The sequence below is a fragment of the Streptomyces lunalinharesii genome (assembly GCF_039532155.1).
Taxonomy (GTDB): Bacteria; Actinomycetota; Actinomycetes; order Streptomycetales; family Streptomycetaceae; genus Streptomyces; species Streptomyces lunalinharesii.
Map to the genome: position 1 here is coordinate 161005 of NZ_BAAARK010000014.1, position 15585 is coordinate 176589.

Consider the following 15585-nt stretch of genomic DNA (forward strand, 5'->3'; position numbering starts at 1 on the left):
GGGCGGCGGGGGGCCGGGGCGGCAGTGCTGCTGACGGTGGCACTGGCGACCGCCGGATGCGGAGCGGCCGACGGGACCCGCTCCACCGTGGGCACGGCGCAGCGGTCCGGGGCGGGCGCGACGGCGCCCCGGCAGCCGTCCGGCGTCCAGGGGGGTTCGTCGGCCCGGGCGCCGGGCGCGGCCACCGCCCCCGGCACCGCGCTGAGGACGGCGCGGACGCAGGTCGTCCGGACGGCGACGCTGACCGTGCGGACCGCGGACGTGCCCGGGGCGCTCGTTCGGGCGCGCGGCGCCGTCGCGGACGCGGGCGGCTACCCGGCCGACGAGACCACCGACCGGGACCCGGACGGCCGGGACCGTTCGAAGGTCGTGCTGCGGGTTCCGCCGGAGCACTACGACGCGCTGCTGGCCCGGCTGTCCGGGCTGGGCGAGGTGCTCTCCCGCGAGGTCTCCGCCCAGGACGTCACCGACCAGGTGGTGGACGTCGACAGCCGGGTGATGTCCCAGCGGGCGAGCGTCGCGCGGCTCCGGGCCCTGATGGACCGGGCCTCCTCGATCGGCGACATCACCGCGCTGGAGTCCCAACTGAGCGTCCGGGAGGCCGACTTGGAGTCCCTGGAGGCCCGGCAGACGTCCCTCAAGGACCGCACCGGCTCGGCCACCGTCACGCTGCTGCTGCGATCGCCCGGCGCCGTGGCCGACCCGACGCCGGGCGACGGCACCTTCAAGGACGCGCTGTCGGACGCCTGGCGGGCCTTCACGGCGGCGGCGCGCTGGGTGCTGGTGGCGCTCGCCGCGGCCGTGCCGTTCGCGGCCGCCGCGGCGGCCCTGTACGGGCTGTGGCGGGCGGTCCGCGGGCGGCTGCCGGCGCGGCGGTCCGGCGGCCGGCGCACCGCGGCACCCGGTGCGGACGGCGCGGCGGACACCGGCCCCGCCGGGCCGGCCGTCTCCGTGGTGGCCGACGCCGGGCCGGCCACCACGGAGACGGCCGCGGAGGGGGCGCCCGCGGAGGAGGCGCCCGCGGCCCCGACCGCACCCGATGCGCCCAAGGCGCCCGGCGTGTCCGGTGAAGCTGGCCGGCCGCCCCGTTGACACCGGGCGGTACCGGGCAAAGACTCGGGACGGCAGATGGCGATCTTCGTACCGCCCGGTCGCCGCGCCGGTACTTCGAGGACAGCGAAGACAGCGAAGACAGCGAGGACACAGCCTGATGACCGAGCCACAGGTACGGGACGCCGTGCGGGACGTCTACCTCGTCGACGCGGTGCGGACACCGGTCGGCAAATACGGCGGCGCGCTGGCCTCGGTGCGCCCCGACGACCTGGCCGCCCACGTGCTGCGCGCCCTGGTGGACCGGACCCCGGAGCTGGATCCGGCGCGGATCGACGACGTCTACTTCGGCGACGCCAACGGCGCGGGCGAGGACAACCGCAACGTGGCACGGATGGCGGTGCTGTTGGCGGGGCTGCCGGTCAGCGTCCCCGGGGTGACCGTCAACCGCCTGTGCGGATCCGGGTTGGAGGCGGTCATCCAGGCGGCCCGGGCCATCGCGCACGGCGACGCGGAGATCGCGGTGGCCGGCGGCGTCGAGTCGATGAGCCGGGCGCCGTACGTGCTGCGCAAGCCGGACCGGGCCTTCCCCCCGGGGCACCAGGAGATGTTCTCCTCGACGCTGGGCTGGCGGATGGTCAATCCGCGGATGGCTCCGCAGTGGACGGTGTCGCTGGGCGAGGGCGCCGAGCTGATCGCCGACCGGCACGGCATCACCCGCGAGCAGCAGGACGTGTTCGCGCTGGCCAGCCACCAGAAGGCGGCCCGGGCGTGGGCGGCCGGCGGCTACGACGCGGAGGTCGTCCCGCTGCCGGGCGTCGACCTCGCCCGTGACGAGACGGTGCGGGAGAACTCCTCCCTGGAGGCGCTCTCCAAGCTGACGCCGGTCTTCCGCTCCGAAGGGGGCACCGTCACCGCCGGGAACTCCTCGCCGCTGAGCGACGGCGCGGCCGCGCTGCTGCTGGTCGGCGAGGAGGGCCTGCGGGCCACCGGGCGGGAGCCGCTGGCCCGCATCCGGGCGAGCGCGGTGACCGGCATCGAGCCGCAGCTGTTCGGGCTCGGCCCGGTCGAGGCGGTCCGGCGGGCGCTGGCACGGGCCGGGCGGGACTTCGGTGACCTGGCGGTCTGCGAGCTGAACGAGGCGTTCGCGGCCCAGGCGCTGGGCTGCGTCGACCAGTGGCCGGAACTCGACCCCACCCTCGTCAATCCGCGCGGCGGCGCCATCGCCATCGGCCACCCGCTGGGGGCGTCCGGCGCCCGGCTGGCCGGCGCGGTGGCCCACCAGCTCGCCGCACGCGGCTCGGGCACCGGACTGGCGGCGCTCTGCATCGGCGTGGGGCAGGGATTGGCGATGGTGCTGGAGCGCTAGGGCACTCCTGACGGTCCTCCGTGGCGGAATCACCGTCCGGGCCGCACGCGCCGGCACCATGGGGCACACTCCTCGACCAATCAACTGTCTTCGCTCTTCCGGAGGTTGGCGCGATGGCCCTGCTCGATCCCCAGGACTGGCGCTCCCTGCACGGCGGTTCGGTCGAGGCGGTGGAGCCGGCGACGGGCGAGGGGCTGGCGACGCTGACGCTGGCCGCGCCGACCGACGTCGCGGCGGCCGCCGCCGAGGCCGCCGCGGCGCAACGGGACTGGGCGCGCCGCCCGTACCCGGAACGCGCCGCGGTGCTGCGCCGGGCCGGCGACCTCCTCCACCAGCACGCCGCGGAGATCGGCGAGTGGCTCGTGCGGGAGGCCGGCAGCATCCGCGGCAAGGCCGAGTTCGAGATCCGCACCGCCGCCGAGGAGTGCTACGAGGCCGCCGCGCTCGCCCACCGCCCGCTCGGCCAGGTGCTGCCCTCGGGAGCGCCGCGGCTGTCGTACACCACCCGGGTGCCGGCCGGTGTGGTCGGCGTGATCGCGCCGTTCAACGTCCCGCTGGTGTTGGCGATCCGGTCCGTCGCACCGGCCCTGGCACTCGGCAACGCCGTGGTCCTCAAGCCGGACCCGCGGACCGCGGTGTGCGGCGGGCACGTCCTCGCCGCGGTCTTCGCCGAGGCCGGTCTGCCGGCGGGGCTGCTGCACGTCCTGCCCGGGGCCGCGGACGCCGGCCGGGCGCTGGTCGAGGACCCCCGGGTGCGGGTGGTCTCCTTCACCGGCTCGACCGCGGCCGGCCGCAGCGTCGGCGCGCTGGCCGCGCAGCACCTCAAGCGGGCCCATCTCGAACTGGGCGGCAACAGCGCCTTCCTGGTCCTCGAAGACGCCGATCTGGACGCCGCGATGTCCACCGCCGCCTGGGCGTCCTTCTTCCACCAGGGCCAGGTGTGCATGACGGCGGGCCGGCACCTGGTCCACGCCTCGCTCTACGACGAGTACGTGGCGCGGCTGGCGGCGAAGGCGGACGCCCTGGCCGTCGGGGACCCGTTCCGCGAGCAGGTCCACCTCGGTCCGGTCATCGACCGCGGCCAGCTCGACAAGATCGACGCGTTGGTGCGGGAGAGCGCCGCGGCGGGCGTGCGGATCGCCGCGGGCGGCACCCACCGGGAGCTGTTCTACCGGCCGACCGTCCTCGCCGACGCGGACCCGGACGCCACCGGACCGGGCTCGGTGGGCGCCTGCCCCGCGTACGGGCAAGAGGTGTTCGGCCCGGTGGCCCCGGTCCGCGCCTTCCGCACCCCGGACGAGGCGGTGGCGCTGGCCAACGAGTCCTCCTACGGGCTGGCGCTGGGCATCGTCACCCGCGACGCGGCCCGGGCGCTGGAGCTGGCCGAGCGGATCCCCACCGGCCTGCTGCACGTCAACGACCAGACCGTCAACGACGAGCCGGTGGCCGCGTTCGGCGGACTGGCCGACTCCGGGACGGGTTCCCGCTTCGGCGGCGAGGCCAACCTCGACGCGTTCACCGAGACCCGCTGGACGACGGTGCGCGCCACCCCGGCCGCCTACCCCTTCTGATCCCACCCGCCCCCCACCGTTCCCACCTGCCCCAGCCGACGCATCGAAACGGTCAGAACCGGGCAGACCTGAGCGGCGACCGGGGGACGCGCACCCCTGGGACCCCGCGCACTCGACGAAAGGACACGGCGATGACGGCGCCGGAACGGCTGGTGGTCATCGGCGGGGACGCGGCGGGCATGGCCGCCGCGTCCCAGGCCCGTCGGCACAAGGGGCCGGACGAACTGGCCATCACGGCCTTCGAACGCGGCCACTTCACCTCGTACTCCGCCTGCGGCATCCCGTACTGGGTGGGCGGCGAGGTGGCCGGTCCGGACGCGCTGATCGCCCGGACGCCCGAGGAGCACCGGGCCCGGGACATCGACCTGCGGCTGCGCACCGAGGTCACCGAGATCGACCTGGACCGCTCCCGGGTGCGCACCCGGGACCTGGCGGACGGCGGCCGCCAGGCGTGGACCGGCTTCGACAAGCTGGTGGTGGCGACCGGGGCGCGCCCGCTGCGCCCGCCGCTGCCGGGGATCGACGCGCCGGGCGTGTTCGGGGTGCAGACCCTGGACGACGGCCAGGTGCTGCTGCACGGGCTGAAGGGCGCACCGGGCCGGCGGGCGGTGGTCATCGGCGCCGGCTACATCGGCGTGGAGATGGCCGAGGCGCTGATCCACCGCGGCTTCGAGGTGACGGTCCTGGAGCAGAGCGCCCAACCGATGTCCACCCTCGACCCCGACATGGGGGCGCTGGTGCGCACCGCGATGTGCGCGATGGGCGTCGAGGTGGTGACCGGGGCGCGGGTCACCGAGGTGCTGACCGGCGGGGCGGAGGGCCGGGCCCGCGCGGTGGTCACCGAGGACGCCGCGTACCCGGCGGACGTGGTCGTGCTGGGGCTGGGCGTCCGCCCGGAGACCGCCCTGGCCGAGGCGGCCGGACTGCCGCTCGGCGCGTCCGGGGGCCTGCGCACCGACCTGGCGCTGCGGGTGGCCGGCCGGGAGGACGTCTGGGCGGGCGGGGACTGCGTCGAGGTGCGCGACCTGATCACCGGGGAGCACCGGCACGTCGCCCTGGGCACCCACGCCAACAAGCACGGTCAGGTGATCGGCGCCAACGTGGCGGGCGGCTACGCGACGTTCCCGGGCGTCGTCGGCACGGCCGTCAGCAAGGTCTGCGACCTGGAGATCGCCCGCACCGGGCTGCTGGAGCGCCAGGCCCGGGCGGCGGGGCTGCGGTTCGTGACCGTCACCATCGAGTCGACCAGCCGCGCCGGCTACTACCCCGGCGCCCGCCCGATGCACGTGAAGATGCTCGCCGAACACCGCACGGGCCGGCTGCTGGGGGTGCAGATCGTCGGCCGGGAGGGCGCGGGCAAGCGGGTGGACGTCGCCGCGGTGGCGCTCACCGCGGGGATGACGGTGGAGCAGATGACCGCCCTGGACCTGGGGTACGCCCCGCCGTTCTCACCGGTCTGGGACCCGGTCCTGGTGGCGGCCCGCAAGGCGGACGCGGCGGTGCGGGCGACCGCGGGCCCGACACGGCGCTGAGGAGCGGGAAACGGGAGGAGGGGTCCGACCCGTGGGGGCCGGACCCCTCCTCCTCGCGTCCGGTCAGCGCGCGGTCTGCTCGTGGACGTACTCGACGAGGCGGGTGAGCGACTCGGGGTCGGTGTCGGGCAGCACGCCGTGGCCGAGGTTGAAGACGTGGCCGGGCAGGCCGGCCGCGGCGTCGAGCACCTCGCGGGCCTTGGTCTCGACGGCCTCGCGGGGGGCGAAGAGCACGGCCGGGTCGATGTTGCCCTGGAGCGCCTTGCCGGGGCCGACCCGGCGGGCCGCCTCGTCCAGCGGGATCCGCCAGTCGACGCCGACCACGTCCGCGCCGACCTCGCCCATCAGGCCGAGGAGTTCGCCGGTGCCGACGCCGAAGTGGATCCGCGGGACGCCGTAGGAGGCGACCGCGTCGAAGACCTTGGCGGAGGCCGGCATGACCGCGCGTCGGTAGTCGGCCGGGGAGAGCGCGCCGACCCAGGAGTCGAAGAGCTGGACGGCGCTGGCGCCGGCCTCGATCTGGACCTTGAGGAAGGCGGCGGTGATGTCCGCGAGCCGGTCGAGCAGGTCGGCCCACAGCTGCGGGTCGCCGTACATCAGGGCCTTGGTGTGCTCGTGGTTGCGGGACGGGCCGCCCTCGACGAGGTAGCTGGCGAGCGTGAAGGGGGCGCCGGCGAAGCCGATGAGCGGGGTGGCGCCCAGCTCGCGGGTGAGCAGGCCGATGGCCTCGGTGACGTAGGAGACGTCGGTGGGCTCCAGCAGGCGCAGCCGCTCCAGGTCGGCGCGGCTGCGGATGGGGTTCTCGACGACCGGGCCGATGCCGGGCTTGATGTCGAGGTCGACGCCGATGGCCTTCAGCGGGACGACGATGTCGCTGAAGTAGATCGCCGCGTCCACGCCGTGCCGGCGCACCGGCTGGAGCGTGATCTCGGTGACCAGCTCGGGCCGCATGCAGGAGTCGAGCATCGCGATGCCCTCGCGGACCTTGCGGTACTCCGGGAGCGAACGCCCCGCCTGGCGCATGAACCACACCGGCGTGTGCGGCACCGGCTCGCGCCGGCACGCCTTGAGGAAGGCCGAGTCGTACGTCGCGGACTGCTGCTGGCCCGTAAGGGCATCGTTGGCGCTCACGCGGCAAATCTTCGCACGCGGCCCGCGGCACCTCCGAATGGGCGACGCGCTCATTGGGTGTCCTCCACATGCGAGCGCCGTCTTCCGCCTACTCTTCCGGGCATGGCTGCGGCTCACGAACACCTCGCGGACAGCGCGGACGAGACCCCGATCCCCTTCCGTCAGGCGGTCGAGGCGCTCCGCGCGGCACGGCTGCGGCCGGAGATCGAGACCGACCCGACACCCGCCCCGAAACGCCTCGCCCCGTACGCCTACGCGCTGGAGGCGGCGGTGGTCGAGCGCGGGGCGGGGCCGGACGGCGAGGACCGGGACCTGGCGGACGGCCGGTTGGTGGTGCTGCACCAGCCGGCCGGCGACGAGACCTGGCAGGGCACGTTCCGGGTGGTGACGCTGGCCCGCGCGGAACTGGAGCCGGAGATGGGCGCCGACCCGCTGCTGCCCGAGGTGTCGTGGTCGTGGCTGACGGGTGCCCTGGAGGCGCGCGGGGTGCACTACGGCGCGCCCAGCGGGACGGTCACCCGGGCCGGGTCCCACTACTTCGGCGGGCTCGCGGCGCGCGAGCCGGCGACCCAGATCGAGATCCGGGCGTCGTGGACGCCGGCCGAAGGGCCCGGCGGAGTGCCGGACCTGGCGGCGCACCTCTCGGCGTGGTGCGACCTGCTGTGCCAGGTGGCGGGGCTGCCGCCGGCCCCGCTCGACCCGGCGCCGCGCGGCGGGGTGGTGGCGCTGCCGCAGCGCCGCGGTCCACAGGCCCGCTGAGGGGCAGACACCAGACGGCGAGGTGCCGCGGGTCCGGAACGTCCGGGTACGCGGCACCTCGCCGTTTCCGTACGCCTGTGATCACCTCGATGTGCACTCCGTGCTCACCTTGATCGCTCACGCGTCCGATTTGCCCGAATTGCCCCTAACTAAATCGTGATCAAACTCTAAAGTCCTGCCGGATTGCTGCCGAAGAGGTCAGTGACCCTTCAAACACGGATCATTCCGGCTTTCCCCAGCCGGCTTCCGTCCCCGCCCTTCCCCAGGAGGCCCGGTGTCAGTTCTCCTTGAGCAGCCTTCGAGCCTGGTCGCCTACCGCCCGAACAAGCCGACCGCCATGGTCGTCGTGGCCGACCCCCGCGTCCGCTCCACCGTCACCCGTCATCTATGGGCCCTCGGTGTGCGGGACGTGATCGAGGCGTCGTCCATCGCGGAGGCCCGTCCCCGCGTCGGCAACCCACGCGACATCTGCGTGGCCGACGTCCACCTGCCGGACGGTTCCGGCCTCACCCTGCTGTCCGAGACCCGGGCCGCCGGCTGGCCCAACGGCCTCGCCCTCTCCGCCGCCGACGACATCGGCGCCGTCCGCAACGCCCTCGCCGGTGGCGTCAAGGGCTACGTCGTCACCGGCACCCGCACCAACCTGGGCCTGCCGGGCCGGCCGGGCGCCGCGCCGATCGGCGCCAACGCGGCCCGCATGCAGCGCCGCCCGCCGGGCGCCCCGGGCCACCCCGGCGGCTACCGCGAACTGTCCGGACGCGAGGTGGAGGTCTTGCGGCTGGTGGCGGAGGGCCAGTCCAACAAGGCCATCGGCGTCTCGATGGGACTGTCGGCGCTGACCGTGAAGAGCCACCTCGCCCGGATCGCGCGCAAGCTCGGCACCGGCGACCGGGCCGGGATGGTGGCGGTCGCCCTGCGCACCGGAATCATCCACTGACCTCCACTTTCCGACCCGTCCCGCCCGTCGAGGGAACATTCCCCCGACGGGCGACGCGCATCCACAGATACCCTTGACTGGTGACCGACGCCCAAAAGACCGCAGCAGACACGACACTGCGAGCACCCGGAGAATCGCCTCCGGATTCCCGACCGGCGCCGGTACCCCTACTGGAACCCCGCGAGGGCATCCCCCCGGTGACCGCCACCGGTGAGGCGCTCGCCGAGGTCGTCGCCGCGTTCGCGGCGGGCCGCGGCCCGGTCGCGGTGGACGCCGAGCGCGCCTCGGGCTACCGCTACGGCCAGCGCGCCTACCTCGTCCAGCTGCGCCGCGAAGGCGCCGGCAGCGTGTTGATCGACCCGGTCGGCTGCCCCAGCCTCGCCGCACTGGGGGACGTGATCTGCGACACCGAGTGGGTGCTGCACGCCGCGACACAGGACCTCCCGTGCCTGCGCGACATAGGGATGCTCCCCACCAAGCTGTTCGACACCGAGTTGGCCGGGCGGCTGGCCGGCTTCGCCCGGGTCGGCCTCGGCGCCATGGTCGAGAACGTCCTCGGCTACGCCCTGGAGAAGGGGCACTCGGCCGTCGACTGGTCCACCCGCCCGCTGCCCGACCCGTGGCTGCGCTACGCCGCGCTCGACGTCGAGCTGCTGGTGGACCTACGCGACGCGCTGGAGGAGGAGCTGGACCGGCAGGGCAAGCTGGAGTGGGCCCGGCAGGAGTTCGCGGCCATCGCCGCCGCACCGCCGGCACCGCCCCGCAAGGACCCCTGGCGGCGGACCTCCGGAATGCACAAGGTGCGCCGGCGCCGGCAGATGGCGGTCGTGCGGGAGCTGTGGACGCTGCGCGACCAGGTCGCCCAGCGGCGCGACGTCTCGCCCGGCAAGGTGCTCGGCGACGCCGCGATCATCGAGGCGGCGCTCCAACTCCCGCCCAACGCCCATGCGCTGGCCGCGCTGGCCGGCTTCGGGCACCGGATGGGCCGGCGACAGCTGGAGCAGTGGCAGACCGCCGTCGACCGCGCCCGGGCGCTGCCCGACAGCGAGCTGCCGCAGCCCGGCCAGCCGCTGAACGGCCCGCCGCCGCCCCGTTCGTGGGCCGACAAGGACCCGGCCGCGGCGGCCCGGCTGTCGGCCGCCCGCGCGGCGGTGACCACGCTCGCCGAGCAGCTGAACCTCCCGCAGGAGAACCTCATCACCCCGGACACGGTGCGCCGGGTGTGCTGGGAGCCGCCGACCGGTCCGACCCCGGAGACGGTCGCCGAGGTCCTCGCCGGACACGGCGCCCGTCCCTGGCAGATCGAGCTGGTCTCCCCGCTCCTGGCCGAGGCCCTGCAGACCAACGACTCCTGACCGGACCCCGGTCCGCCACCCCCGACGGCCCCGGCCGCGCCTCCACCGCGCGGCCGGGGCCGTCGGCGTCGGCGCCCGGCACGGCGCCGCGCTCCGGGGCGTCGGGCGCGCCCGCTGCCCGACGGGTTCCGGCCACCGGGCGGTGTGACGTTCGCCGCTCCGGGCGAGGGGGGTGTGCAGCTTGGTTACCCGTAAGTAGCATGGGCGTGTGACGCGTCCTCCGGGGCGCGCGTGCAGCAGTGCCATCCCGCACCTGGAGGAGAGCCAACGTGCCTCGTACCGCTAGGGACGTCGTCTTCGTCGACGGCGTCCGCACCCCGTTCGGCAAGGCGGGCCCGAAGGGCATCTACCACGAGACCCGCGCCGACGACCTGGTCGTCAAGTGCATCCGGGAGCTGCTGCGCCGCAACCCGGACCTGGACCCGGCCCGGATCGACGAGGTCGCCCTCGCCGCCACCACCCAGATCGGCGACCAGGGCCTGACCCTGGGCCGCACCGCCGCCATCCTGGCGGGGCTGCCGCAGTCGGTGCCCGGCTTCTCCGTCGACCGCATGTGCGCCGGTGCGATGACCGCGGTGACCAGCGTCGCCGGCGGGGTGGCCCTGGGTGCGTACGACCTCGCCGTGGCCGGCGGCGTCGAGCACATGGGTCGGCACCCGATGGGCGAGGGCGTCGACCCCAACCCGCGCTTCGTGTCGGAGAAGCTGGTCGACCAGTCGGCGCTCTTCATGGGCATGACGGCGGAGAACCTCCACGACCGGCTGCCGCACCTCACCAAGCAGCGCGCCGACGAGTACGCGGTGCGCAGCCAGGAGAAGGCCGCCAAGGCGTACGCCAACGGCAAGATCCAGCAGGACCTGGTGCCGATCTCGGTGCGCCGCACCTCCCCCGAGGGCGGCGAGCTCGGCTGGGGCCTGGCCACCGCCGACGAGCCGATGCGCCCGGGCACCACGCTGGACAACCTGACGGGTCTGAAGACCCCGTTCCGCCCGCACGGCCGGGTGACCGCGGGCAACGCCGCCGGCCTCAACGACGGCGCCACCGCCTCGCTGATCGCCGCCGAGGACGTGGCCCGCGAGCTGGACCTGCCGGTCAAGATGCGCCTGGTGGACTACGCCTTCGCCGGCGTCGAGCCCGAGGTCATGGGCATCGGTCCGGTCCCCGCGACCCAGAAGGCGCTGGCCAAGGCCGGTCTGACGATCGATGACATCGGCCTGTTCGAGATCAACGAGGCATTCGCCGTCCAGGTGCTCTCGCTGCTCGACCACTACGGCATCGCCGACGACGACCCGCGGGTCAACCAGTACGGCGGCGCGATCGCCTACGGCCACCCGCTGGCGTCCTCCGGCGTGCGTCTGATGACGCAGCTGGCGCGGCAGTTCGAGGAGCAGCCGGAGGTCCGCTACGGCATCACCACCATGTGCGTCGGCTTCGGCATGGGCGGCACCGTTATCTGGGAGAACCCGCACCACAAGGGGGCAGGCAAGTGAGCACCACCGCTGAGCTGTTGAAGGGCGCGGCCGAGCTGTTCCCGGACGAGGTCGTGACCCAGGCGCACGTGCGCCACCTCGACCTGCCCAAGGGCGCGGGCCGGTTCGCGCTCATCACGCTGGACAACGGCCTGGACCACACCAAGCCGACCACCTTCGGTCCGCAGTCGCTGGCGAATCTCAACGCCGCGATCGACCAGGTCGAGCAGGAGGCCGCGGACGGCTCCGTCGTCGGCGTCGGCCTCACCGGCAAGCCGTTCATCTTCGCCGTCGGCGCCGATCTCAAGGGCGTCGAGCTGCTGGGCCGGCACGAGGACGCGCTGGCCATCGGCAAGGGCGGCCACGACGTCTTCAAGCGGCTGTCCACGCTGGCCGTGCCGACCTTCGCGTACTACAACGGCGCCGCGATGGGCGGCGGTGTCGAGGTCGGTCTGCACTGCACCTACCGCACCGTCTCCAAGGCGCTGCCGGCCTTCTCGCTGCCCGAGGTCTTCCTCGGCCTGGTCCCCGGCTGGGGCGGCTGCGCGCTGCTGCCGAACCTCATCGGCGCCGACCGCGCGGTGAGCGTGATCATCGAGAACTCGCTCAACCAGAACAAGCAGCTCAAGGGCGAGCAGGTCTTCGAGCTCGGCATCGCGGACGCGCTCTTCGAGGGTGCGGACTTCCTGGAGCAGTCGCTGCTCTGGACCGCTGCGGTGCTGACGGGCGACACCGAGGTCGTACGGGCCGAGGTCGACCGCGGCGAGGCGTGGGACGCCGCCGTGGCGCGCGGCAAGGCCATCGCCGACGGCAAGGTGCACGGCGCGGCCCCGGCCGCCTACCGCGCGCTGGAGATCATCGCCGCCGCCAAGAACGGCGACCTGCGGCAGGGCTTCGACGCCGAGGACCAGGCGCTCGCCGACCTGATCATGGGCGGCGAACTGCGCTCCGGCATCTACGCGTTCAACCTGGTGCAGAAGCGCGCCAAGCGGCCCGCCGGCGCGCCGGACAAGTCGCTGGCCCGTCCGGTCACCAAGGTGGGTGTCGTCGGCGCCGGCCTGATGGCCTCTCAGCTGGCGCTGCTGTTCGCCCGCCGCCTGGAGGTCCCGGTCGTCCTCACCGACATCGACCAGGCCCGGATCGACAAGGGCGTGGCGTACGTCCACGGTGAGATCGACAAGCTGCTGCTCAAGGGCCGCGTCAACCAGGACAAGGCCAACCGCCTCAAGGGCCTGGTCTCCGGCCACCTCGACAAGGCCGCCGCGTTCGGCGACGCGGACTTCGTCATCGAGGCCGTCTTCGAGGAGATGGGCGTCAAGCAGCAGGTGTTCGCCGAGGTCGAGGCCGTGGTGCCGGCGCACGCCGTGCTCGCCACCAACACCTCGTCCCTCTCGGTCACCGAGATGGCCTCGAAGCTCAAGCACCCCGAGCGGGTCGTGGGCTTCCACTTCTTCAACCCGGTCGCGATCCTGCCGCTGCTGGAGATCGTCCGCGCCGAGCAGACCGACGACGCGTCGCTGGCCACCGCCTTCGCGGTCGCCAAGTCGCTGAAGAAGACGGCCGTGTTGGTGAAGGACGCCCCGGCGTTCGTCGTCAACCGCATCCTGACCCGCTTCATGGGCGAGATCCAGAACGTCATCGACGAGGGCACCCCGGTCGCCGTCGCCGAGCAGGCGGTCGAGCCGCTCGGCCTGCCGATGTCGCCGCTGGTCCTGCTGGAGCTGGTCGGCCCGGCGATCGGCCTGCACGTCTCCGAGACGCTGCACGGCGCCTTCCCGGACCGCTTCACGGTCTCCCCCAACCTCAAGGCGGTCGTCGAGGCCGGCAAGCGCGGCTTCTACGTCTACGACAGCGGCAAGCCGGAGCTGGACCCGGAGGTCGCCGCGCTGCTGAAGCAGGGCGACGCGGTGCTGACCGAGCAGCAGGTCCGCGACCGGGTGCTGGACGCCGTCGCGCAGGAGATCGGCCTGATGCTGGACGAGGACGTGGTGGCCGAGGCGCAGGACATCGACCTGTGCCTGATCACCGGTGCCGGCTGGCCCTTCCACCTGGGCGGCATCACGCCGTACCTGGACCGTGAGGGCGTCTCCGAGCGGGTGACCGGGAAGAAGTTCCTGGCCCCGGGTGTGGCGAGCGTGCCCGCCTAAGCGGCCCCGAGGGGCGTTCGCCCCGGGGGAAGTCGACGCGCGGACCGGCTCGGTGGAGCCGGTCCGCGCGTCGTGCGTGCGGCGGGCGCCGGCGGCCGGCGGTGCCCCGACCGTGGCAGGCTGGCGGCATGGAGAGCTTGCTCATCGTCGATGCCGCGAACGTGGTCGGCTCGGTGCCCGACGGCTGGTGGCGGGACCGGCACGGCGCCGCCGAACGCCTGCGCGACGCGCTGGTCGACACCGCCGCGACGGGCCTGCCCGGCCTGGTCGATCCGCCGCTGGAACTCGTCTTGGTGGTGGAGGGCGCGGCGCGCCAGGTGGCGTCGGTGCCGGGCGTGCGGGTGGTGTCGGCGGACGGCAGCGGCGACGACGCGATGGTGCGGCTGGTGGCCGAGGAGGGCGCCGGGCGGGACTGTCTGGTGGTCACCGCGGACCGCGGCCTGCGCGAGCGCGTGCAGGCGCTGGGCGCCCGTGTGGCGGGCCCTCGGACGGTCCGGCGCGGCAGAGGGCGCGACGACGTCCGATAGCCCGTCAGCGCGGCGTCTGTGGCCGCGTGGGACGTGCGGGCCCGCCGCCCTCCCCTCCCCCGAGCGCGCTACGGCCGGGCGTCGGCCCCGGCGCGCTGGCGCTCCCGGAGCGCGAGCCGGCTGTGGCTGCGCCCGTAGACGAAGTAGACGACGAAGCCGAGCGCCATCCAGAGCGCGAACCGGATCCAGGTCTCGGCGGGCAGGTTGAGCATCAGCCAGAGCGAGGCGAGCACCGACAGCAGCGGGACGAACGGCACGAGCGGGGTCCTAAAGGCGCGCGGCAGGTCGGGGCGGGAACGGCGGAGCAGGACCACGCCTAGGGCGACCACGACGAAGGCGAAGAGCGTCCCGATGTTGACGAGTTCGGCCAGCACGTCGATCGAGGTGAAGCCGGCGACCACCGCGACCACGGAGCCGAGGACGATCGTGGACCGGTGCGGGGTGCCGAACTTCGGATGCACCCGGGAGAACACCTTCGGCAGCAGCCCGTCCCGGCTCATCGCGAAGAACACCCGGCTCTGGCCGAGCAGCAGGATCATGCAGACCGAGGTCAGGCCGACCGCCGCGCCGAAGCTGATCAGGCCCGCGTAGAACGGGTAGCCGACGTGCTTGAAGGCGTCCGCGAGCGGGGCGTCCACGGACAGCCGGTCGTACTTCTCCATGCCGGTGACGACGATCGACACGGCCACGTAGAGCAGCGTGCAGATCGCCAGCGAGCCGAGGATGCCGCGCGGCACGTCGCGCTGCGGGACCCGGGTCTCCTCGGCCGCGGTGGCCACGATGTCGAAGCCGATGAAGGCGAAGAAGACCACCGCCGCCGCCGCGAAGATGCCCATCACACCGAAGTGGGACGGGGCGAAGCCGAACATCAACTGGGAGAGCGGGGCGGCCAGTCCGCCGCCGGCGGCGCTCGGTTGGCTCGGCGGGACGAACGGCCGGTAGTTGGCCCCGGAGACGAAGAACGCGCCGGCGACGACGACCAGCAGCACGACGGCCACCTTCACGCCGACGACCACCGCCGTCACCCGGGAGGAGAGCTTCATGCCGAGCACCAGGATGGCGGTGATCACCAGGACCAGGACGCAGGCGAGCAGGTCGAAGCCGAACCGCCCGCCGTGGCTGCCGGACAGCACCGCCGGCAGGTGCAGCCCCCCGGTGTCGAGCAGCGAGCGCACGTAGCCGGACCAGCCGACGGCGACCACCGCGCAGCCCAGGGCCAGCTCCAGGATCAGGTCCCAGCCGATGATCCAGGCGGGCAGCTCGCCCAGGGACGCGTACGAGAAGGTGTAGGCCGAGCCGGCGACCGGCACGGTGGAGGCGAACTCGGCGTAGCACAGCGCCGCCAGCGCGCAGACCACGCCGGCGACGACGAAGGAGATCGCCACCGCGGGGCCGGCCTGCTCCTTGGCGATCTTCCCGGTGAGGACGAAGATGCCGGTGCCGATGACCACCCCGACGCCGAAGACGGTCAGGTCGAGCGCCGAGAGGGACTTCCTGAGGGCGTGTTCGGGCTCCTCGGTGTCCTGGATCGACTGTTCGACGCTCTTCGTCCGCAGCACGCCGCGGTCGCGGCGCGTCCCGCCCCGCGGCTCCGGCGGCGCTCCCCCTGGTCCGTGTCCCTGTGGTCCGTGCTCTGTGCTCATGGGCGAACCTCCGCCTGGAAGACCCTCGCAACTCTCCTGAACTGACCGAGTCTCCGCAATGTCGGGAAACGGTCAGTGGCGGCGGGCCTTCCGGG

At 74.0% G+C, this 15585-nt stretch carries 12 protein-coding genes; 10 read left to right on the forward strand and 2 right to left on the reverse strand.

Annotated features, from left to right (window positions below; genetic code table 11):
* Positions 1-24 precede the first annotated feature (24 nt).
* From ABD385_RS22110 to ABD385_RS22125, 4 genes are all read left to right on the forward strand, one after another.
* On the forward strand, positions 25-1092 hold the full coding sequence (locus ABD385_RS22110; RefSeq protein ID WP_344578812.1) for a DUF4349 domain-containing protein: 1068 nt from the start codon (positions 25-27) through the stop codon (positions 1090-1092).
* Positions 1093-1210: 118 nt separating this feature from the next.
* Positions 1211-2419 (forward strand): thiolase family protein, encoded by a 1209-nt coding sequence (locus ABD385_RS22115; RefSeq protein ID WP_344578815.1) that lies wholly within the window; start codon positions 1211-1213, stop codon positions 2417-2419.
* 113 nt (positions 2420-2532) lie between these two features.
* A complete protein-coding gene (locus ABD385_RS22120; RefSeq protein WP_344578816.1) occupies positions 2533-3990 on the forward strand; it encodes an aldehyde dehydrogenase family protein in 1458 nt (485 codons plus the stop codon).
* 131 nt (positions 3991-4121) lie between these two features.
* A complete protein-coding gene (locus tag ABD385_RS22125; protein WP_344578819.1) occupies positions 4122-5522 on the forward strand; it encodes an FAD-dependent oxidoreductase in 1401 nt (466 codons plus the stop codon).
* A gap of 63 nt (positions 5523-5585) precedes the next feature.
* Here the strand turns inward: ABD385_RS22125 and hemE are convergent, their stop codons facing one another.
* On the reverse strand, positions 5586-6653 hold the full coding sequence (gene hemE, locus ABD385_RS22130) for a uroporphyrinogen decarboxylase (protein ID WP_344578820.1): 1068 nt from the start codon (positions 6651-6653) through the stop codon (positions 5586-5588).
* A 102-nt stretch (positions 6654-6755) separates the two neighbouring features.
* On the opposite strand from hemE, the gene ABD385_RS22135 reads away from it, so the two are divergent.
* From ABD385_RS22135 to ABD385_RS22160, 6 genes are all read left to right on the forward strand, one after another.
* Positions 6756-7412, forward strand: a complete 657-nt coding sequence (locus ABD385_RS22135) for a DUF3000 domain-containing protein (protein WP_344578821.1) — start codon at positions 6756-6758, stop codon at positions 7410-7412.
* A 274-nt stretch (positions 7413-7686) separates the two neighbouring features.
* Complete coding sequence (locus ABD385_RS22140; protein WP_016573641.1) at positions 7687-8349, forward strand: response regulator transcription factor; 663 nt, start codon at positions 7687-7689, stop codon at positions 8347-8349.
* Between the two features lie 80 nt (positions 8350-8429).
* The gene (locus ABD385_RS22145; RefSeq protein WP_344578826.1) at positions 8430-9704 is read left to right on the forward strand and encodes an HRDC domain-containing protein; all 1275 of its coding nucleotides are present in this window, start codon (positions 8430-8432) and stop codon (positions 9702-9704) included.
* A gap of 269 nt (positions 9705-9973) precedes the next feature.
* A complete protein-coding gene (locus ABD385_RS22150) occupies positions 9974-11194 on the forward strand; it encodes a thiolase family protein (RefSeq protein ID WP_344578829.1) in 1221 nt (406 codons plus the stop codon).
* Positions 11191-13320: a 3-hydroxyacyl-CoA dehydrogenase NAD-binding domain-containing protein gene (locus tag ABD385_RS22155; RefSeq protein WP_344578832.1), complete on the forward strand. Its 2130-nt coding sequence runs from the start codon at positions 11191-11193 to the stop codon at positions 13318-13320. The genes ABD385_RS22150 and ABD385_RS22155 overlap by 4 nt, the downstream gene beginning before the upstream one ends.
* 128 nt (positions 13321-13448) lie before the next feature.
* Positions 13449-13847 (forward strand): NYN domain-containing protein, encoded by a 399-nt coding sequence (locus tag ABD385_RS22160; protein ID WP_344578834.1) that lies wholly within the window; start codon positions 13449-13451, stop codon positions 13845-13847.
* 68 nt (positions 13848-13915) lie between these two features.
* Here ABD385_RS22160 and ABD385_RS22165 read toward each other — a convergent pair whose 3' ends face one another.
* Positions 13916-15490 (reverse strand): amino acid permease, encoded by a 1575-nt coding sequence (locus ABD385_RS22165; RefSeq protein ID WP_344578837.1) that lies wholly within the window; start codon positions 15488-15490, stop codon positions 13916-13918.
* Positions 15491-15585 lie beyond the last annotated feature (95 nt).